This is a genomic window from Hydrogenophaga sp. 5NK40-0174 (assembly GCF_040372165.1).
Taxonomy (GTDB): domain Bacteria; phylum Pseudomonadota; class Gammaproteobacteria; order Burkholderiales; family Burkholderiaceae_C; genus Hydrogenophaga.
Map to the genome: position 1 here is coordinate 1,119,185 of NZ_BAABWG010000001.1, position 19,971 is coordinate 1,139,155.

Here is a 19,971-nt window from a genome sequence, read left to right on the forward strand (position 1 = left end):
GAGTTCACGATGCGTTTGCCTTGCCTTCAGCTGGCTCCACACCGAGAGCGTTCAGCTTGATCTTGACCAGGCGCCGGTAATCGGCGCGGTCACCAAACAGCGACCAGGCTTTCTCGTACTCGGCCTTTGCCTCTTCCGTTTTGCCCTGCGCCATGTAGATGTCGCCACGACGGTCCGCAGCCAGTGCCTTGAAGTCCTCGGCAATGCTGTCCCCGAGCAATCCCAATGCCTTGTCATAGTCCTTGGCCTGCATGTCGATCGCCGACATTCTCAGCGCAGCTACCGAGCGGAAGCCAGCGTCGGGCGCATTGTCGCTTACCCATTGCAGTGCTTCCCGGGCTTGCTCAGGCTTTCCGTGCCCCAACAGGGATTTGGCCACCAACAGTCCGCCCTGCGCAGCCACCACGTTCCCTGACAGCCGTTCTTTCATTTGCCCGAACGCAGCCTCGACGCGGGCCGCATCGTCCGACACCACGGCGCGCTCGAGCTCGTCATACATGGCTGAGGCCTTTTCTGCCTCGCTTCGCTGCCACCAGTTCCAGCCATTCCATGCGGCCATGGCTACCAGCACCGCAATGGCAGCCCAGGAAATGAGGTTCCCGTACTTGGCCCAGAAGTGCTTGAGCTGATCGAGTTGTTCCTGTTCTTCAAGGTCGAGATGGGTTGCCATGTGTCGTTCTCAGTGTGCTAACTTGCTCTGATTGTAGGCGCGCGAGCTCGAGTCGCCGCGCCAGTCGGTTCAGTGCTTGAGTTTGGCGGCCCAGGCCGCGGGATTGTCAAGCGACTCGATGAATTGATCCGCCGGCGCGGCATCAGGTTCCGCGCGAAGCGGTTTCACAGCCACATTTCCTGCCGCCAGCTCCTGTTCGCCAAAAATCAGCGCATAGCGGGCTCCGCTGCCATCGGCTTTCTTGAATTGGGATTTCATGCTGCCCATGCCGTCACCAACGGCGGCATGCATCACCGCAGAGACACCCTGGCCACGCAAGGCGCGCAACACCTTCATGGCCACCGGGACAGCCTCCACAGCCGGAATCACGGCATAGACATCAGGCGTCGGCGCCTGGGACATGGCGCCCTCCTCGCGGACCAGCTCAAGCAGTCGCTCAATGCCCATCGCCCAGCCAACGGCTGGTGTCGGCTTGCCGCCAATCTGCTCAAACAGACCGTCATATCGCCCGCCAGCACAGATCGTTCCCTGCGCACCCAGTTTGGTGGTCACAAACTCGAAGACACTCAGGTTGTAGTAATCAAGTCCCCGGACCAGACGCGGATTGATGCGATAACCCACTTCATGTGCGTCGAGCAACGCCCGCAGGCGATCGAAGTGCGCAAGTGACCCCTCGCCCAGGTACTCCATGAGTTTGGGGGCTTCGTTGACCAGACCCTGCATGTCGGGATTCTTGGTGTCCAGAATTCGCAGCGGATTCGAGTGCAAGCGGCGTTTCGCGTCTTCGTCGAGCTCTGACTCATGCTCTTGCAGATACGCCACCAGTGCCTGGCGGTGGGCTTTTCGCTCCTCGAGCTGACCCAGGCTGTTGATTTCCAGTGTCACGTCCTGCAATCCAAGCTGCTGCCACAGATCAGCGGCCAGAACAATGAGTTCAGCGTCGACGTCGGGTCCCACAAAACCAAGGGCTTCGGCTCCAAACTGGTGGAACTGCCGATACCGGCCACGCTGTGGTCGCTCATGCCGGAACATGGGGCCCATGTAGAAGAGCCGCTTGGGGCCGTCGTGGACGAGCGAATGTTCAACCGCCGCACGTACGACCCCTGCCGTGTTCTCGGGGCGCAACGCAAGCTGCTCTCCATTGAGGCGGTCTTCAAAGGCATACATCTCCTTTTCCACCACATCAGTGACTTCGCCCAGGCTGCGCACAAACAGGCCGGTGTGCTCCACGATCGGCGTGCGAATATTGCGATAGCCGTAGCGGGCCATCAGATCGCGCAAAGTGGATTCGAGCCATTCCCATTCAGAAGAGAGAGGTGGCAGTATGTCGTTCATGCCTTTGACGGCATTGATTTTTGCGCTCATTGCTTTATCGATTCAAATTACTTGGGTGACCAGCAAGGCATGCGCCTGCTCAGGTCCCTGCTCGGTCCCGCGGCGTCAGCCTACGACCGGCGACTGGGCAGCCTGATGCTGACCGTAGCGGCGCCGAACGTAGTCATCAACAATCTTCTGAAAATCGCGGGCTATACCCTCCCCTCTGAGGGTCATGGCTTTCTCGCCATCGATGAACACTGGCGCAGCCGGCGCCTCACCAGTGCCGGGAAGGCTGATCCCGATGTCCGCATGTTTGCTTTCGCCCGGGCCATTGACGATACACCCCATGACAGCGACCTTGAGGTTCTCTACGCCGGGAAACTCTGCACGCCAGACCGGCATGGAGGCACGCAGATAGTCGTCGATGTCTTTGGCCAGCTCCTGGAAGACTGTGCTTGTGGTTCGTCCGCACCCCGGACATGCCGTCACACTGGGCACAAATGTTCTCAGGCCCAGCGCCTGCAGAATTTCTGACGCAACCACTACTTCCTGAGTTCTTGCCTCGCCAGGCTGTGGCGTGAGCGACACCCGAATCGTATCCCCGATACCCTGCTGCAAAAGCACAGACAATGCCGCTGCGGAAGCTACCGTTCCCTTGGTTCCCATGCCCGCCTCGGTCAGGCCCAGATGCAGCGGATGGTCGGTTCGCCGCGCGAGCTCCTGATACACAGCAATCAAGTCCTGCACGCCGCTGACCTTGCAGGAGAGAACAATGGCTTCTCGAGGCAGGCCAAGCCGCTCCGCACGCTCAGCTGAGCCCAGGGCCGAGGCAATGAGTGCCTCGTACATGACCTGCCGGGCCTCCCAAGGTGCCGCGCGTCCGGCATTCTCATCCATCAGCCGTGCGAGCAAGTCCTGGTCAAGACTGCCCCAGTTCACACCAATGCGGATGGGTTTCTCGTAGCGGGCCGCAATTTCCACCATCTGCGCAAACTGCTTGTCCCCCTTGTCACCGCGCCCGACATTGCCCGGGTTGATCCTGTACTTTGACAGAGCCTGAGCGCATGCAGGGTGGTCTGAGAGGAGCTTGTGTCCGTTGTAGTGAAAATCACCGATCAGCGGAACCTTGATGCCCATCCGGTCGAGTTGGTCACGGATATGGGGAACCGCAGCAGCAGCAGCGTCATTGTTCACCGTGATACGAACAAGCTCAGAGCCAGCCTGCGCCAGTTCTTTGATCTGCACAGCCGTCTCGATCGCCTCCGCGGTGTCCGTATTCGTCATGGACTGGACACGCACCGGGGCGTCTCCGCCGACCGTCACGAAGTTGTCGTCCCAGCGAACGACGCCTGTGAGGCTCCGACGAGCTCGCGCCTGGCCAAGCGGGACAGGTTGCCCGCTCATCTCGGATGCAGAAAGGTCCGCGCGATCGTTCATTTGACCTTGAAGCGCGCAACTCGGTTGCGCGCATAGCTGGAAGTGTCAAACGGCTCACCACGCACTTCGACCTCTGCCGCGGCAGCGTTGCCAATCACAACCGAGTAAGGGGGCGAAGACGAAAAACTCAGCACATCGCCTTCCCGGAGCACCCGCTGAACCACCACCGCACCAGAGCCATTGATCACCTCGATCCAGGTCTCCCCGACGGCACTGACTTGAAGCAAAGGCGAGCCAGCCGTGGCGTCGACGGGCTGGTTGTCCTGCGTCCCCTGATCGCCGTCACCGTCGGCCGCAGATTCCACAGTGCCCCCGCTCGTCTCATCAGGACTTGCCACTTCAGACGGGCTATCCTCAGGTGTAGTCACCGCTGTCGCGATCTCGGATGCAGACTGCAGCGATGGCGCAATGGGTGACATGGGAACATCCTGACCCGCAGCACTGTCGCTGGAAGAGACAGACTCGATCACCGTACCGTCCTCGCCCACCGCCTCAGTGCTGACGCCCAGCGATCCGACCCATTCTTTCCACTCGATTTCAGTGACACTGGGCACGAACAGCAGACCTGCTGTGGCTGCCATCAACGCCAGCACCCCGAGCACAACCGGTTTCGAAAACACGGCGCCCAATGAGAGACTGGGCCCATCTTCGGGTGATTTGAACGGCGCATTGATGGTTTGCGGAGAGTCTCCAAGGTCTGGCAGGGATCCAACCGGAATCTCGGCCAATATGGGGGCTGAATCGATCTTCAGCGTGCGACAGGCGCTGGATGCCAGTGCCCTGGCAAATGTCAGATCTGGCAGTTCGTCGTATCGCCCCTCTTCTAGCGCTTCGAGCTTGCGCACCGGCACCTTGAGTGCTGCAGCAAGCGCCGCAATGTGCATTCCCGCGGCTTCGCGCGCTTCACGAAGAAGGACCGGAGCCGCGTGGACAGGTGCCTGCGGGGCCTCACCTTGCTCCATCGTGGTTCCCTCAGTCATTGAACTGCCCATTCTTGTACTTCTGAAGCTCGTCAGACTCTGGGTATCGCCGCTGCAACTGGTCGCCAAGCTGCTTCACGGCCACGTCATTGCCCAAGGCTCGCTCCACACGAATCCCCAGCCACAGACTCTCAGCATTCGCCAACTCTGAATTGTTGATCCGCCGGATATAGAACTGCGCGCGCTTGGCATCTCCTTTACGCAGCAAAAGAGAAGCCAGGTTGTAACCTGAAATGGGGTTGGACGCATCGAGCTCGTATGACCGCGCAAAGCTCCCTTCTGCTTCATCAAAACGACCCAGGGAAACCTCGCAAATCCCCTTGGTCATCAGCGTCTTGGCCTTCCCACCGTAGATGGGGAGTTTCAACGCCTCCTCAAACAGCTCGATCGATCGAAGGTAGTTGCCACGCTGACATTCGAACCAACCGTAGTTGTGCAACGCGTCACCATCCCTTGGATTGAGGCGTAAGGCTCTTTGAAAGCTCTCCTCGGCTCGCACGGGGTCGCGCAGACGCATGTAGACGAGGCCTCGAAGCAGGTAGGCGCTTCCATAGGTGGGGTCAGCGGCAAGCGATTGCTTGACTTCGTCGAGCGCAATTTCAGTCTTGCCCTGCTCGAAGTAACCCGAAGCCAATTCGAGACGCAAGCGCGCACGACGCCGCTGCTCCGGCTCGTCTGACTCCGTCACCGGCTCCGCACGGGAAGACTCTGTCGCCCCCAACCCGCCACCAGTTGTCGCGCAACCTGTCACCATCAAGGCACAGGCCCCAAGCATGCAAGCGACAAGAAACCGCGAAAAGCCCACGCCTGATGGATGGTCGAGCGCTGGCAGTTGCCGGTGGATCATGATGAGGGCTCCTTCTTTATGCTTTTCTGACGTTGATAGGTCCTTGAGTTTCACTCACGTGCGGTGAAACGTCACGGGGACTTCGCGTGCCTCGACACGACGCCTTGACATTCGCTCCGAAGCGTTGGTGCGGTCCAACACATCGCCAGCCAGCTGCCCGCATGCTGCATCGATATCGTCGCCACGCGTCTTGCGAACAGTGGTCACGATACCCGCATCATTGAGCAGCCGGGCAAACTTCAGTACGGCCTGTCGTGGCGAGCATGCGAGTCCTGAATCCGGAAACGGGTTGAATGGAATGAGGTTCAGCTTGCAAGGCACGCCATTGCCGCCGTGACGACGCAACAAGGCAATCAGGGCCTGCGCGTCCTCGGGGCGGTCATTGACGCCATCAAGCATGCAGTACTCGAAGGTCACAAAATCCCGGGGCGCATGAGGAAGATAGCGCCCACAGGCATCCAGCAGCTCTCCAAGCGGGTATTTCCTGTTCAGGGGAACCAGCTCATCGCGCAAAGCATCTGTCGGCGCGTGGAGCGACACGGCCAATGCCACAGGGCAATCCTTGGCCAGCCGGTCCATCATCGGTACCACACCTGAAGTTGACACCGTCAGCCGCCGCCGGGAAAGCCCGTAGCCATGGTCATCCAGCATCGTCCTGAGCGCTGGAACCAAGGCAGAGTAATTCTGCAGTGGCTCACCCATTCCCATCATCACGACGTTGGAAATGACGCGCTCCTGTGACCCCTGGCGCTGACGCAGGAAATGCTCGGCAAACCACAGCTGCGCCACGATTTCGCCGGTGCTCAGATTGCGTGAGAAGCCCTGGTGTCCCGTCGAGCAGAACCGGCATCCCACCGCGCACCCCGCCTGGGACGAAACACATAGCGTTCCGCGGTTGTCCTCGGGGATGTACACGGACTCGACAGCGTTTCCGTCGCCCACGTCAAACAGCCATTTGATCGTGCCGTCGGCCGACTCCTGCTGCGAAAGCACCTGAAGCCCCCGGATCTCGCATTGCCCGGGAAGGCGCTCACGCAGGCTCTTGGCCAGATCTGTCATCTGGTCAAAGCGGGATGCACCTTTCTGGTGGATCCAGCGAAACAGCTGGACAGCGCGAAACCGCTTCTCGCCCAGCCGCTCACAAAACGCGGTCAGGCCTTCCAGATCGAAGTCGAGAAGATTGACCGTCATATGTACTTCTTGCCCGGCCCAGGCTTCAAGCTCAGGCCGGGGGCCGAATTATCGGCTGTAGACTTCCATGCCGGGGAAAAAGAAGCCCACTTCCACAGCAGCGGTTTCTGGCGCATCCGAGCCGTGTACGGCGTTGGCATCGATGCTGTCAGCAAAGTCTGCACGGATAGTGCCTGCCTCTGCCTTCTTGGGGTCAGTTGCGCCCATCAGGTCGCGGTTCTTGAGGATGGCGCCTTCGCCTTCCAGAGCCTGAATCATGACAGGGCCGGAAATCATGAAGTCCACCAGGTCCTTGAAGAAAGGACGCTCCTTGTGCACTGCATAGAAAGCCTCTGCCTCCTGGCGCGAGAGGTGCTTCATGCGGGCAGCCACCACCTTGAGGCCTGCTGCTTCGAAGCGGGCGTAGATCTGGCCGATCACGTTCTTGGCGACGGCATCAGGTTTGATGATGGAAAGGGTGCGTTCGATAGCCATGGTCATCCTTGGGTAGAAGGTCTAAAAGAGTAGATTTAGCAAAGCTCTTGATTTTACATCGCCGGTGCCTGAGCCTTGAGACACCGCCGCATTGATGAAGTTCAACGCCGGCCGCCACCTGGCTTGCCACGCTTTCCCTTGCGATTGGGTTGCTGACGCTGACGCTGCAAGGCATCTTGTCCGATATAGCCAAAACTGGTCTTCATCGGATCCGGCTGCTCGGATCGCCCGGTCGCCCCACCCTTGGCACCACCTTTCCCGCCACCCTTTCGGCGCTCTTTGTCTGCGGAGGGCATGGAGCCACCGGGAGGCAGGTCTGCCTTCCCACTGACTCGGGTCCGTGCCGCAGGGTGACGACCTCCCGAACGACCGGGCTTCCCGCCACGGGCGCCCTCTCCGAGCCCAGCAGCCACTGAGAGCTTCTCGACATCACGACGATCCAGCTCGACCCAGGTACCACGCCTGAGCCCCCTGGGCAGCACAACTGCGCCATACCGGATACGGATCAGCCGGCTGACAGCATGACCCACCGCATCAAACATCCGGCGCACTTCTCGATTGCGTCCTTCCCCGATGGTGACCCGGTACCAGCAATTGGCACCCTCACCTCCACCGTCATCTATGGAGCCAAAGCGAGCCACGCCATCTTCGAGCATGACGCCCTCCAGAAGGCGATCCTTCTCTTCATCCGACAGGGCGCCCAGTACCCGAACAGCATACTCACGCTGAAGGCCAAACCGGGGGTGCATCAAGCGGTTGGCCAGTTCGCCCGAGCTGGTCAGAAGGAGCAGCCCTTCGGTGTTGATATCCAAACGTCCCACGGATTGCCACTTGCCCTGATGCAACCTGGGCAAGCGTCGAAAGACAGTCGGACGGTTCTGAGGGTCATCATGTGTCACCACCTCACCCGCTGGCTTGTGATAGGCCAGAACGCGCGTCGGTGGAGGTGCCAGGCGAAGCTTGACCGGCTTGCCATTGATCTTGATGCTGTCACCATGCTGGATGCGCTGCCCGATGTGGGCAGGCTGGTTGTTGACCGAAATACGGCCTTCCAGAATGAGCTGCTCCATTTCGAGGCGGGAACCCATGCCTGCCTGTGCCAGGACCTTGTGCAATTTGGGGGCATCGGGCTGGGGCAACAACACGCGCTTTTCCGGCTTGCCATGACCGTCGGGCGCATCCTGTGCCTCGTCGAAGGCGCCTGACACCACGTCGCCAAATTCCAGCCGTTCTCCTGCGCTCGTATCGTCACCAGCCGGATCGACAGAGTCGTGACTATCGTGCGCTTCGCCTGTGCCGATGTTCACGCCGGCTTCCCGGCCTTTGCCCTTAGGCGATGTTGGGTCGTTCTCCGCGCTCATCATTGTCCTGCTCGTTGTTGGGGCCATCTTCAGCGCCTGGACCCTGGGCGGATGGCGCATTGAAAGCGCTGGCTTCCGGTGTCACCATGGATATGGTTTCTGATGCTTGTTGCTGTGCGTCGGCCTCTTGACCTGCAAGGTCGTCCGCCCTGGTCTCAGCGATATCTGATGCATCGGAGGGAGCGTCGGCAGTGGCAACGGTCTCCGGCAAGTCTTCCAGCACGACTTCATCGCCTTGTCCGTCGGGGTTGTCCTGGTCGACACCGGTCTGATCCGCGTCCTGCGAAAGCGTTTCGCCGGCGTCGAGAGCCATCGTCTCCTGCCCGTCATCTGTTGGCAGGGTCCCGACTCCAGCCTCTGCATCGGCACCACCGTCAGCCGACGCAGGCACATCCAGCGCCAGCTTGTCCAACGCAGACTCCTGCAAGTCACCACCTTCAAGCGGTGGCAACTGGTCCAAAGAGGTCAGACCCAGATCATCGAGGAACTGGCGGGTCGTGGCGAACAAGGCCGGGCGACCCACAGTTTCGCGGTGGCCAATGACTTCGATCCACCCGCGGTCCTCGAGCTGTTTGATGATCAGCGAGTTGACCGTCACACCGCGAATGTCCTCCATATCCCCCCTGGTGACCGGCTGGCGATAGGCAATGATTGCCAGCGTCTCCATGGTGGCACGCGAGTACTTGGGCGGCTTTTCGGGGTTCAGGCGGTCAAGATATGGTCGCATCTCGGGGCGGCTCTGAAACCGCCAGCCGGACGCAACCTGAATCAGCTCGACGCCTCGCTGGGCCCATTCGTCCTGAAGCCCGCCCAGGAGCGACTTGAGGGTATCCGCTGAAACTTCTTGTTCGAACAAGGCCCCCATGTCCCTGACCGTGAGTGGCTGTTGCGCACAGATCAAGGCCGTCTCGAGGACCCGACGAGCTTCCGTCGTGTTCATGGCAGAAAGATGTGTGAAATAGAGGTGGGCTGGATGTGCAACTCTGGCCAACTCAGCAACTGGGCATGGCACGAACCGGAGCAACCCGTTTGTGCCGGGAGCGCTCGCAGCGTCTCACGACGTCACGATTCGAGCATGTTGACCCCATTGTAATGGAGGCCGGCCTCTTGAACAGCGTGCACGAAATCTCCTGGTGGCTCCCAGTCAAAGCACATGCTCTCGCCCGTCACGGGATGCACCAGCGCGAGGCGTACTGCGTGCAGGGCCTGGCGCCTCATCCCCCAGCGAACAGCCCCTCCGTAGAGGGCATCCCCCACCAGTGGCAGGCCGATATGAGCCATGTGCACCCGGATCTGATGCGTTCGTCCCGTGTGCAGCTGGCAGGCCACCAGACTGGCCATCTCGTTGCTGTCCAGCCGGCTGATGGTGGTTCTGGCTGGCTTTCCGTAAGTTGACTCGGGTGGAATAACCGCCATTCGCAGCCGGTTGCGGGAATCCCTGCCAATCGGCTCATCGACCTCAAGCACAGACATCCCGCGCCAGACACCGAGCGCCAGGGCCAGATACTGGCGTTTGACGCGCCGCTCAGCAATGGCAGCCGTCAAGCCATCCATGCCCTGGCGTGAGCGCCCAACCAGCATCAACCCGGAGGTGTCCTTGTCCAGCCGGTGAACAATGCCTGCGCGAGGCAAGCCTGCAGCCACAGCGTCCCGCCCGAGCAGCCCGTTGAGAAGGGTTCCGGTCCAGTTGCCTGCGCCAGGGTGAACCACCAGGCCGGCCGGTTTGCGCACGACCATGAAATGCTCATCCTCGTAGGCCACATCGATATCCATGGGTTCGGGCACGAATGCCCTGGCCTGCTCTGTCGGTCTCAGCTCGACCGACAGCACCTGCATGGCACGCACTTTCGCTGCCTGTTTGCCCGCAGGTGCTCCATCCAGGGTCACAGCACCGTCTTGAACCAGCTGCTGAAGGTAGCTTCGCGAAACGTCCGGAACCAATTGCGCCATTACCTTGTCCAACCGCAGGCCGTGGCACTTGCTGTCGAGCGTGAAAGTGCGCATCTCTGCCTGCTGGCCAAGATCATCGTCCCGCTCACTCGAGGACTCTGGCTCAGCACCACCTTTGGCCACGGCTGAGAGCACCTTGCTCGATATAATTTCCCGATTCAAACTAGGCTTTCCCGACTATTTGTAAAGGCTTGCGTGTGAAGCAAATGCTCAGATTATCGGCTGTGGCACTGGCAATGGCGGCGCTTGGCGCTGGCCTGACCGGTTGCAGCAGCACGCCCGAAGACGAAACAGCAGGCTGGAGCCCGAACAAAATCTACACCGAAGCGCAGGACGAGCGCGACTCCGGCAATACCGACAAGGCTGTCAAGCTTCTGGAAAAGCTCGAAGGCAGGGCTGCCGGCACGCCACTGGCTGAGCAGGCTCAGCTGGAAAAAGCTTACACCCACTACAAGGCCGGAGAGCAGGCACAGGCGCTGGCAGCCATCGACCGGTTCCTGAAGCTCCACCCCGCCAGCCCGGCGCTGGACTACGCCCTGTACCTTCGCGGGTTGATCAACTTCAACGACAACCTGGGGCTCTTCGGCAGCCTGTCACGGCAGGACCTCTCTGAGCGGGACCAGAATGCTGCCAAGGAGTCGTTCGAGTCATTCAGGGAACTGGCTACCCGGTTCCCTGCCTCACGCTACGCAGCCGATGCACGCCTGAGGATGAAGTACATCGTCAACTCACTGGCGCAGTCCGAAGTTCACGTCGCGCGCTACTACTATGACCGTGGCGCTTACCTCGCAGCCGTCAACCGTGCCCAGGCGGCCATCGCCGAGTACCCGGACGCTCCTGCGAACGAGGCGGCTCTGTACCTTATGTTCAAGTCATACGATGCATTGGGGATGACCGACCTGCGTGATGACGCGCTTCGCGTACTCAAGGCATCCTACCCGGACAGTCAGGTGCTCAAGACAGGCAACCTCACAGGTGAAGACCCGTGGTGGAAACTCTGGTGACCGGCTTCGGCAGGTCCGGCCAATAACTTGGTTGGGTGAAAGCAACGATTGCCCAACCAGGCAGTCGTTTGAGGCCTGGTACCACTGAATACCAATCAAACCCCGCCGAGAATTAGCCAGAAATTGTTACCATGAGTCAGTTTCTCGTCTGATCAGCAGTTGAACGCCAAAAAATGTCCAAGGCCAAAGGGTTCCGTATCAATGCATCGACCGGTATTCACCGGGGCGATCGCGACTACCAACAAGATCAAGTCTGCCTTCTGCACCATCCCCGTGCGCAAGGCTGTCTGCTTGCCGTGGTGGCTGATGGCATGGGCGGTCGAAGCGGCGGGCGCAAGGCTTCGGATCAGGTCATGCTCACAGCGCGCCAGCTGTTTGAGCGATATGACCCCAATTCCGACGACCCGGCTGCCATTCTCAAGCAGATCGTCGAAGAGTCTCACCTCGTCATCAAGCTGACAGCGGTTTCGGCAGAGCAGGAGCCGCACAGCACCATTGCGGCCTTTCTCATCAATCCCGCCGGGGACTGCCACTGGGCCCATGCAGGAGACTCCCGTATCTACCAGTTCAAGGGCGAAAAAATGGTCTGCCGCACGAAAGACCATTCTTATGTTCAGACGCTGGTTGACCAGGGCGAGATCACCGAAGAAGAGGCACTGGAGCACCCGCACGGCAACATTCTGATGGGCTGCCTGGGCACAGAGAACGAGCCTCCTATTGATCTGCACGTCATTCCCAAGCTGCTGATCGGTGATGCCTTGCTGGCGTGCAGCGATGGCATCTGGCACTACTTCACGCCAGAAGAGCTGGCCAGTACCGTAGAAATGCTCTCGCCACGCGAGGCCTGTGAGTTTCTCATCCAGAAGGCCCGCACGCGTGCCAAAGGCATGGGCGACAACCTTTCACTGGTCATCGTCAAGGTTGAGGCACTCACCTGAGTCCCAAGGCCACTGCGACGGCCGGACCTTGATCACTGGCGCTGGCGCCCCGGGAACTGCCTCATGTCAGGCCCGTATCCACAACCCTGTGCTCCAGCGCAAGGTATTCCGCTGACTGCATTTCGTTCAGGCGCGAAACCGTTCGAGGAAACTCATGTGACATGGGGCCGTCGAGATACAGGGCGTCTGGCTGCACTTCCGCGGACATGATCAGTTTCACATGACGGTCGTACAAGACATCGATCAGCCAGGTGAAGCGTCTGGCCTCTGAAGCGTGGCGAACGGCCATCTGAGGAACGTTGGACAGCAGCACCGTGTGGAACTGAGTCGCAATCTCCAGATAGTCGTTTTGTGAGCGAGGCCCACCACACAATGACTTGAAGTCGAACCAGATCACCCCTCCCGCCTTTCGACGGGCTGGAATACACCGACTCTCGATCCTGACCTCCGGCACCTCGTCGGCCGCCTCCGCCAGCTGACCAAATGCTTCCGCCATGGCGGTTTCCGCCGCATTGCCCAATGGACAGTGGTACAGCGCCACCTGACTCAGCGTGCGCTGCCGGTAGTCGGTACCGTTGTCGACATTGATGACTTCGAGCTTTTTGTTGAGCAACTCGATGGCCGGCAGAATTCTGTCCCGGTGCAAACCGTCGGGATAGAGTCCGTCCGGATGAAAGTTGGAAGTGGTGACAAACCCGACGCCCGAGCGAAACAGTGATTCGAGCAGACGGTGAAGAATCATGGCATCCGTCACGTCCGCCACATGAAACTCATCGAAGCAGACCAGCTTGTACCGCTTGGCCATGCGCCTGCCAAGCTCGTCAAGCGGGTTCATGGTCCCTTGCAGCTCGCGCAGCTCGCGGTGCACCTCACGCATGAACTCGTGAAAGTGCAAACGCGTTTTTCGCTGGATGGGTACAGCCTGATAGAAGCAGTCCATCAGGAAGCTCTTGCCCCGCCCCACTCCGCCGAACATGTACACCCCGCGCGGCACATCAGGGTTGTTGAAGACCTTCTTCAGCGCGTTTGAGCGTCGCTGCTTGTATGTAGCCCACTCTGAAGCGCAGCGCTCTAGCGCATCAATGGCACGCAACTGCGCAGGGTCAGAAGAAAAGCCGCGCTCCTTGAGCGCGGCCTCATAAAACGAACGGACGGACATGTTCGGCACTGTAACGGGGTCAGCGAGGAGCAACTGTCTCTCGCGCAACCCCGATCGTCGCTTTCAGAAGTTCAGCGTCCGCTTGTCCACGGCCAGAGCCGCTTCCTTGGTCGCTTCAGACAGTGAGGGGTGTGCATGGCAGATCCGGGCGATGTCCTCGCTGCTCGCACGGAACTCCATGGCAACCACAGCCTCGGAAATCAACTCGGACGCCATGGGACCAACAATGTGAACACCCAGGATTTCGTCGGTTTCGGCGTCAGCCAGGAATTTCACCATGCCAGTGGTATCGCCGAGCGCGCGGGCGCGACCATTGGCCATGAACGGAAAAGTGCCAGCCTTGTACTTGACGCCGTCAGCCTTGAGCTGCTGCTCGGTGCGACCGACCCAGGCGATCTCAGGGCTGGTGTAGATCACCCATGGGATGGTGCCGAAATTGACGTGCCCGTGCTGGCCCGCCATGCGCTCGGCCACCGCAACGCCCTCTTCCTCGGCCTTGTGTGCCAGCATGGGGCCACGCACAACGTCACCCACAGCCCAGACGCCGGGAAGGTTGGTCTTGCAGTCGGCATCGACAACGATGGCACCACGATCATCCAGTTGCAGGCCTACGGCTTCAGCATTGAGTCCCGTGGTATTGGGCACACGACCAATGGAGACGATGAGTTTGTCGACGCTGAGCTTCTGCTCTGCGCCTTTCGCATCCGTGTAGGTGATGTTGACTTTTGTCTTGGTGGATTTGACCTCGCCTACTTTCACACCCAGTTCGACCTTCAGGCCCTGCTTGTCGAAGGCTTTCTTGGCTTCCTTGGCAATCTGGTCGTCCACTGCAGACAGGAAGGCTGGCATGGCCTCGAGGATGGTCACTTCCGTGCCGAGACGGCGCCAGACCGAGCCCATTTCCAGGCCAATCACACCGGAGCCGATCATGGCCATTTTCTTGGGCACAGCGCCAAGACGCAGTGCACCATCGTTGGACAGCACGTTGACTTCGTCGAACTCGACACCCGGCAGCTGGCGGGCGCTGGAACCGGTGGCCACAACGACCTGCTTGCCTGTCAGGGTCTCTTCCTTGGCGCCTGAGACCTTGATCTCATACCCACCGTCGACAGCCTTGCCAAAAGAGCCGCGCCCGTGGAAAAAAGTGACCTTGTTCTTCTTGAACAGGTACAGGATGCCGTCGTTATTCTGCTTGACCACTTCGTCTTTGCGCGCAACCATCTTGGCGACGTCCATCTTGACGTCCTTGACGGAAATGCCATGGTCGGCAAAGTGCTTGTTGGCGTGTTCAAAGTGCTCGGACGACTGCAGCAATGCCTTGGACGGAATGCAGCCGACATTGGTGCAGGTGCCGCCCGGGGCCGGGCCGCCGGCGGCGTTTTTCCACTCATCGATACAGGCGACCTTGAAGCCGAGCTGGGCGGCGCGAATGGCAGCGATGTAACCGCCTGGGCCGGCACCAATCACGACAACGTCAAATGCTTGGGACATGATGTGCTTTCTTTCTGGTTGACGTCATAGCCGGATGACGGCGTCTGACGTGTATCCGATTCCCTTCGGGCGCGCCGCCGGTCCGGTGTTGCCGGCTCAGCGGGCGCTGTCCCTCCGGGCGTCGCTCAAGGCGACAGGGGATGGATCAAATGTCGAACAACAGGCGGGAAGGATCTTCCAGCGCTTCCTTCATGGCCACCAGACCCAGTACAGCTTCGCGGCCGTCAATGATTCGGTGGTCGTACGACATCGCCAGATAGTTCATCGGACGGATCACGATTTCGCCGTTCTCCACCACAGCACGGTCCTTGGTGGCGTGCACGCCCAGAATGGCCGCTTGTGGGGGGTTGATGATGGGCGTCGAGAGCATAGAGCCAAAGACGCCGCCGTTGGAGATGGAGAAGGTGCCGCCCGTGAGGTCGTCAAGACCGATCTTTCCGTCTTTGGCTTTCTGGCCAAACTCGGCAATCTTCTTCTCGATATCGGAGAAGCTCATCTGGTCGGCATTGCGCAAGATGGGCACCACCAGGCCGCGTGGCGAGCCAACAGCGATACCGACGTCGAAGTAGCCGTGGTAAACGATGTCATTGCCATCGACAGATGCGTTGAGCACAGGGTATTTCTTGAGCGCATGCACCGCCGCCTTGACGAAGAAGCTCATGAAGCCAAGTCGGACGCCATGCTCTTTCTCGAACTTGTCCTGAAAACGCTTGCGCATCTGCATCACCGGCGCCATGTTCACCTCGTTGAACGTGGTGAGAATGGCGTTGGTTGCCTGCGACTGCAGCAGACGCTCTGCCACACGTGCGCGCAGGCGGGACATCGGCACGCGCTCTTCTGGACGGTCGCCCAGATCCGGGGTGATGGTCTGCACCTGCGGCAGCACCTTGGTCGGTGCTCCGGTTGGAATGGCAGCAGCCGGTGCGGCGGGCTTGTTGCCGGCAGCGAGAACATCACCCTTGGTGATGCGGCCGTCCTTGCCAGTGCCCTGAACCGTACCGGGTGCCATGCCCTTGTCCGCCATGATCTTTGCCGCGGCAGGCATGGCCACGCCAGACATGCTTCCGCCTGCAGCAGCAGCTGGTGCTGCTGCGGGTGCGGGTGAAGCAGCTGCGGCTGGCGCTGCAGCAGCGGCTGCAGGTGCGGGAGCAGCTGCACCAGCGCTGGCTTCCGTGTCGATTTTGGCGATGACCTGGTCGGCAGCCACGGTTGCACCGTCGCCTTCCACGATTTCAACGATCACACCAGCTGAAGGCGCAGGGCACTCCAGCACGACCTTGTCCGTTTCGATTTCAATGAGGATTTCGTCGACTGCGACGGCTTCACCAACCTTTTTCTTCCACTCCAGCAGCGTGGCCTCGGCCACAGATTCGGAGAGCTGGGGAACTTTGACTTCTACGATTGCCATTTTTGTGGGTATCCTGAATTACGTTGTGCGTTGCGGCTGAGCGGCGTCCGGCTTGTTCTTGACGGTGCCAGACCTTGTCCGCTCAGTGACCGCCAGAATTACTTGCTGAGAACAAAGCCTTTGAGCTTGCCGAAGGCAGCCTCGATGAGGGCCTTCTGTTGCTCCTGGTGCAGGTGGGCATAGCCCACTGCAGGCGATGCAGATGCAGCGCGCCCGGCATAGCCGAGGCGCTGACCGTCCAGCATGTTTTCGTGAATCTGGTGCTGCACAAAGAACCAGGCACCCTGGTTTTGCGGCTCGTCCTGACACCAGACAACGTCTTTCGCGTTCGAAAAGCGCTTCATTTCCGCAGAGAAAGCCTTGTGCGGGAATGGGTACAGCTGCTCGACACGGATGATGGCAACATCGTCCGCACCGCTGGCTTCGCGCTTCTTGACCAGGTCGTAATAAACCTTGCCAGAGCAGCAGATCACGCGCTTGACCTTCGCGGCGTTCTTGACCACGGTTTCGTCATGCTCAGGAATCACCGTCTGGAAACCACCTGTGGTGAACTCGGAGATCGGCGAGGTCGCGTCCTTGTTACGCAGAAGCGACTTCGGCGTAAAGATGATCAGCGGCTTGCGCAGCTCACGCAGCATCTGACGACGCAGAACGTGGAAGATCTGGCTGGCTGTGGTGGGTTGCACCACCTGCATGTTGGCGTCGGCCGCCAGCTGCATGAAACGCTCCACACGGGCAGAGCTGTGCTCTGGTCCCTGCCCTTCATATCCATGCGGCAGCATCAGGGTGATGCCGTTGACGCGTCCCCACTTCACTTCTCCGGAAGCGATGAACTGATCGATCACCACCTGTGCACCGTTGGCAAAGTCGCCAAACTGAGCTTCCCAGATCACCAGGGTGTTGGGATCGTTGGAGGCGTAGCCATATTCAAAGCCCAGGACAGCCTCCTCGGAGAGGATAGAGTCGATGACAGTGAATGGTGCCTGCTTGTCGGAGACGTGTTGCAGCGGGATATAGCTGCCGTGATGCCAGGTCTCGCGATTCTGGTCATGAATGACTGAATGGCGGTGCGAGAAGGTTCCACGACCCGAATCCTCGCCAGAGAGGCGAACCGGGTAGCCACTGGCCACCAGGGAGGCAAAGGCCATGTGTTCACCCATACCCCAGTCGACGTTGATGTCGCCACGACCCATCGCTGCGCGATCGTCGTAAACCTTCTTGACCAGGTTGTGCGGATGCGCTTCCTCGGGCAAGGTGGTGATGCGCTCGGCCAAACGCTGCCACTCAGCCATCGGAATGGCAGTTTCGGCATAGTCCGTCCATTTCTTGCCAAGGAATGGCGACCAGTCAACGGCGTACTTGCTCTTGAAGTTGGTCAGCACTGGGTCAACGGTGTGCTTGCCCGCATCCATGGCGGCACGGTATGCCTTGACCATGTCGTCACCCAGCGTCTCGCCAAGACCTTGCGCCGCGAGCTTGTCCGCGTAAATCTTGCGGGTGCCCGGGTGTTTGTTGATCTTGCTGTACATCAGCGGCTGCGTCAGGCCGGGAGTGTCCTGCTCGTTGTGGCCAAGCTTGCGGAAACACACCAGATCGACCACCACGTCCTTGCCGAAGGTCATGCGGTACTCAAGTGCCAGTTGGGTCGCGAACACCACAGCTTCAGGATCGTCGCCATTGACATGCAGCACCGGGCACTCGACGCCTTTGACGATGTCGGTGCAGTACAGGGTAGAACGCAGATCCCGGGGATCGGAGGTGGTGAATCCGATCTGGTTGTTGATGATGATGTGCACCGTGCCGCCCGTGCGGTAGCCTCGGGTCTGGGACAGCGCCAGCGTCTCCATGTTGACGCCCTGCCCTGCGAATGCTGCATCGCCGTGCACCAGCACCGGCAGAACGGTAGCGCCCTTGTCGTCGCCACGACGATCCATGCGAGCGCGAACCGAACCTTCGACCACCGGGTTCACGATCTCCAGATGCGAAGGGTTGAAAGCCAGGGACAGGTGGACCGGTCCGCCACTGGTGGAAACATCGGAACTGAAGCCTTGGTGGTATTTGACGTCACCTGCTGGCAGGTCTTCCGGAGCCGTGTGGTCAAACTCGGCGAACAGATCCTTGGGCATCTTGCCCAGGGTGTTCACCAGCACGTTCAGGCGTCCACGGTGGGCCATGCCGATCACGATTTCCTGCACGCCCTGGGCACCGGCCTGCTGGATCAGTTCATCCATGGAGGCGATGAAACTCTCGCCGCCCTCCAGCGAGAACCGCTTCTGCCCCACGTATCTGGTGTGAAGGAAACGCTCCAGCCCTTCAGCGGCAGTGAGTCTTTCCAGAATGTGCTTCTTCTTCTCGACCGTCAGCGGGCCCTTGCCGCGGGACGACTCGAGCTTCTCCTGCCACCAGCGCTTTTGCGTCTGATCGGTGATGAACATGTACTCGGCAGCAATGGTGCCGCAGTAGGTGTCGCGCAGGGCATTGAGCAAATCGCGCAAGGACATGACTTCCTTGCCGAAGAAGGTATTGCTCGTGTTGAAGACGGTCTCGAAATCCGCGTCAGCGAATCCGTAGTAGCTGGGATCGAGCTCCTGGATGTGCTCGCGCTCCGTACGCTTGAGTGGATCGAGGTCGGCCCAGCGGGAACCGATGTTGCGATAAGCCGCAATCAGCTGCTGGACGGCCACCCGCTTTCGCCCCAGGTCGGAGTCGGCGCCGGCGGCGATGACGACCTGCGTGCCACCCTGCTTCGCGCGCTCGGCGAAAGCATTGATGACAGGCATGTGGGGAATGTCCTTGGTGTCGCTGCCATCGGCAGCCGGGACGTTTTGCAGGGCGTCAAAGTACTGACGCAGGTTGTCTGGAACGCTACTGGGGTTGTCCAGGTATCGCTCGTACATCTCTTCGACGTAGGGCGCGTTGCCCCCGAAAAGATACGAGTTGGTCTTGTAGGCGACGTAGACGCCACCCCCGTTAGCTTGGGTATCGCTCATGGATGCGCTGACCTCCGCTCCCCTTCGGGAAGCATTAGCTGGTTAGAAGAAACCTTCCGCGACACGGCTTGACCGGTTGGCGGATGCGACAGTGACTTTGGAAGGACCTGACTGCAATTCGCATTGTGCCATCCGATGGCGGCCTGCGGGAAATTATTTGCAGATCCCGCCGACCTTTGCTGCATGTGCAACGTTGAATCGGCAAAAAAAGACCCGCTCTGAAGCGGGTCCTGCTGTTCAGTGACGTAACGGTCTCTCAGGAGGAAACCCGAGGCGACAGTCGCTCAGAGGCGGGCACCGAGCCTGGCTCGTCCATCTCGATGGCAATCTGGGTACAAACAGTGCGGCAAAGTGTCACGGCCTTCTCGCTCTGCACGCGATAAATCACCTGCGTGCCCTCCTTGCGCTTGGCCAGCACGCCTGCCCTGTACAACAGGTTCAGGTGCTGCGAGAGGTTGGGCTGAGTGGTCTCGATTTCCTTGAGCAACTGAGAAACAGACTTCTCCTTGTCGCACAACGCACTGAGAATGCGCAAGCGCATCGGGGTCGCCAGAACACCAAAGAGCTCTGCTGCCATTTCAAACACCCTGGCTTTTTCCACCTGGGCATTGCCGCTGATCATCTCTTCCATTTGAGCTGTACCTTAGACCAATATAAGCATGAATCCAGAGACGGATCATACTTACAAATCCTGACAGCCACCAACTGCGGACCGGACAATCTGCTTCTGAATGAGACAATTCCCAGGAACAGC

The 19,971-nt window shown here is 59.8% G+C and carries 17 protein-coding genes; 2 read left to right on the forward strand and 15 right to left on the reverse strand.

From position 1 onward, the window contains the following. Positions 1 to 4 precede the first annotated feature (4 nt). From ABWV89_RS05190 to ABWV89_RS05235, 10 genes are all read right to left on the reverse strand, one after another. Positions 5 to 670, reverse strand: coding sequence for a YfgM family protein (locus ABWV89_RS05190; protein WP_353394959.1), 666 nt, complete (start codon positions 668 to 670; stop codon positions 5 to 7). Between the two features lie 69 nt (positions 671 to 739). Continuing rightward, positions 740 to 2,035, reverse strand: coding sequence for a histidine--tRNA ligase (gene hisS, locus ABWV89_RS05195; RefSeq protein WP_353394961.1), 1,296 nt, complete (start codon positions 2,033 to 2,035; stop codon positions 740 to 742). A 75-nt stretch (positions 2,036 to 2,110) separates the two neighbouring features. After that, positions 2,111 to 3,391, reverse strand: coding sequence for a flavodoxin-dependent (E)-4-hydroxy-3-methylbut-2-enyl-diphosphate synthase (ispG, locus tag ABWV89_RS05200; protein WP_353395180.1), 1,281 nt, complete (start codon positions 3,389 to 3,391; stop codon positions 2,111 to 2,113). A gap of 29 nt (positions 3,392 to 3,420) precedes the next feature. Then, entirely contained in the window at positions 3,421 to 4,404 is a 984-nt protein-coding gene (locus tag ABWV89_RS05205; RefSeq protein WP_353394963.1) for a RodZ domain-containing protein, read from the reverse strand. After that, positions 4,397 to 5,251 carry a type IV pilus biogenesis/stability protein PilW gene (gene pilW / locus ABWV89_RS05210; RefSeq protein WP_353394965.1) on the reverse strand — a complete coding sequence of 285 codons (855 nt, stop codon included), beginning with the start codon at positions 5,249 to 5,251 and terminating at the stop codon, positions 4,397 to 4,399. Before pilW ends, ABWV89_RS05205 begins: the two co-directional genes overlap by 8 nt. A 54-nt stretch (positions 5,252 to 5,305) precedes the next feature. Then, positions 5,306 to 6,442 (reverse strand): dual-specificity RNA methyltransferase RlmN, encoded by a 1,137-nt coding sequence (gene rlmN, locus ABWV89_RS05215; RefSeq protein ID WP_353394967.1) that lies wholly within the window; start codon positions 6,440 to 6,442, stop codon positions 5,306 to 5,308. A gap of 48 nt (positions 6,443 to 6,490) precedes the next feature. Continuing rightward, positions 6,491 to 6,916, reverse strand: a complete 426-nt coding sequence (gene ndk / locus ABWV89_RS05220) for a nucleoside-diphosphate kinase (protein ID WP_353394968.1) — start codon at positions 6,914 to 6,916, stop codon at positions 6,491 to 6,493. 101 nt (positions 6,917 to 7,017) lie between these two features. Further along, positions 7,018 to 8,337, reverse strand: coding sequence for a pseudouridine synthase (locus ABWV89_RS05225; RefSeq protein ID WP_502903134.1), 1,320 nt, complete (start codon positions 8,335 to 8,337; stop codon positions 7,018 to 7,020). Then, positions 8,246 to 9,217: an SMC-Scp complex subunit ScpB gene (gene scpB, locus ABWV89_RS05230; protein ID WP_353394970.1), complete on the reverse strand. Its 972-nt coding sequence runs from the start codon at positions 9,215 to 9,217 to the stop codon at positions 8,246 to 8,248. The genes ABWV89_RS05225 and scpB overlap by 92 nt, the downstream gene beginning before the upstream one ends. 122 nt (positions 9,218 to 9,339) lie before the next feature. Next, a complete protein-coding gene (locus ABWV89_RS05235) occupies positions 9,340 to 10,389 on the reverse strand; it encodes an RluA family pseudouridine synthase (protein WP_502903135.1) in 1,050 nt (349 codons plus the stop codon). Between the two features lie 44 nt (positions 10,390 to 10,433). On the opposite strand from ABWV89_RS05235, the gene ABWV89_RS05240 reads away from it, so the two are divergent. Beyond that, positions 10,434 to 11,231: an outer membrane protein assembly factor BamD gene (locus ABWV89_RS05240; RefSeq protein WP_353394972.1), complete on the forward strand. Its 798-nt coding sequence runs from the start codon at positions 10,434 to 10,436 to the stop codon at positions 11,229 to 11,231. A 173-nt stretch (positions 11,232 to 11,404) separates the two neighbouring features. Then, positions 11,405 to 12,169 (forward strand): PP2C family protein-serine/threonine phosphatase, encoded by a 765-nt coding sequence (locus tag ABWV89_RS05245; RefSeq protein ID WP_353394974.1) that lies wholly within the window; start codon positions 11,405 to 11,407, stop codon positions 12,167 to 12,169. 61 nt (positions 12,170 to 12,230) lie between these two features. Here the strand turns inward: ABWV89_RS05245 and zapE are convergent, their stop codons facing one another. From zapE to ABWV89_RS05270, 5 genes are all read right to left on the reverse strand, one after another. Beyond that, positions 12,231 to 13,328 carry a cell division protein ZapE gene (zapE, locus tag ABWV89_RS05250; protein ID WP_353394976.1) on the reverse strand — a complete coding sequence of 366 codons (1,098 nt, stop codon included), beginning with the start codon at positions 13,326 to 13,328 and terminating at the stop codon, positions 12,231 to 12,233. A gap of 63 nt (positions 13,329 to 13,391) precedes the next feature. Beyond that, the gene (lpdA, locus tag ABWV89_RS05255) at positions 13,392 to 14,819 is read right to left on the reverse strand and encodes a dihydrolipoyl dehydrogenase (protein ID WP_353394979.1); all 1,428 of its coding nucleotides are present in this window, start codon (positions 14,817 to 14,819) and stop codon (positions 13,392 to 13,394) included. 145 nt (positions 14,820 to 14,964) lie between these two features. Next, the gene (odhB, locus tag ABWV89_RS05260) at positions 14,965 to 16,227 is read right to left on the reverse strand and encodes a 2-oxoglutarate dehydrogenase complex dihydrolipoyllysine-residue succinyltransferase (protein WP_353394981.1); all 1,263 of its coding nucleotides are present in this window, start codon (positions 16,225 to 16,227) and stop codon (positions 14,965 to 14,967) included. Between the two features lie 98 nt (positions 16,228 to 16,325). Next, positions 16,326 to 19,217: a 2-oxoglutarate dehydrogenase E1 component gene (locus ABWV89_RS05265; RefSeq protein ID WP_353394983.1), complete on the reverse strand. Its 2,892-nt coding sequence runs from the start codon at positions 19,215 to 19,217 to the stop codon at positions 16,326 to 16,328. A 256-nt stretch (positions 19,218 to 19,473) separates the two neighbouring features. After that, entirely contained in the window at positions 19,474 to 19,848 is a 375-nt protein-coding gene (locus ABWV89_RS05270; RefSeq protein ID WP_353394985.1) for an ArsR/SmtB family transcription factor, read from the reverse strand. Between the last annotated feature and the right edge of the window lie 123 nt (positions 19,849 to 19,971).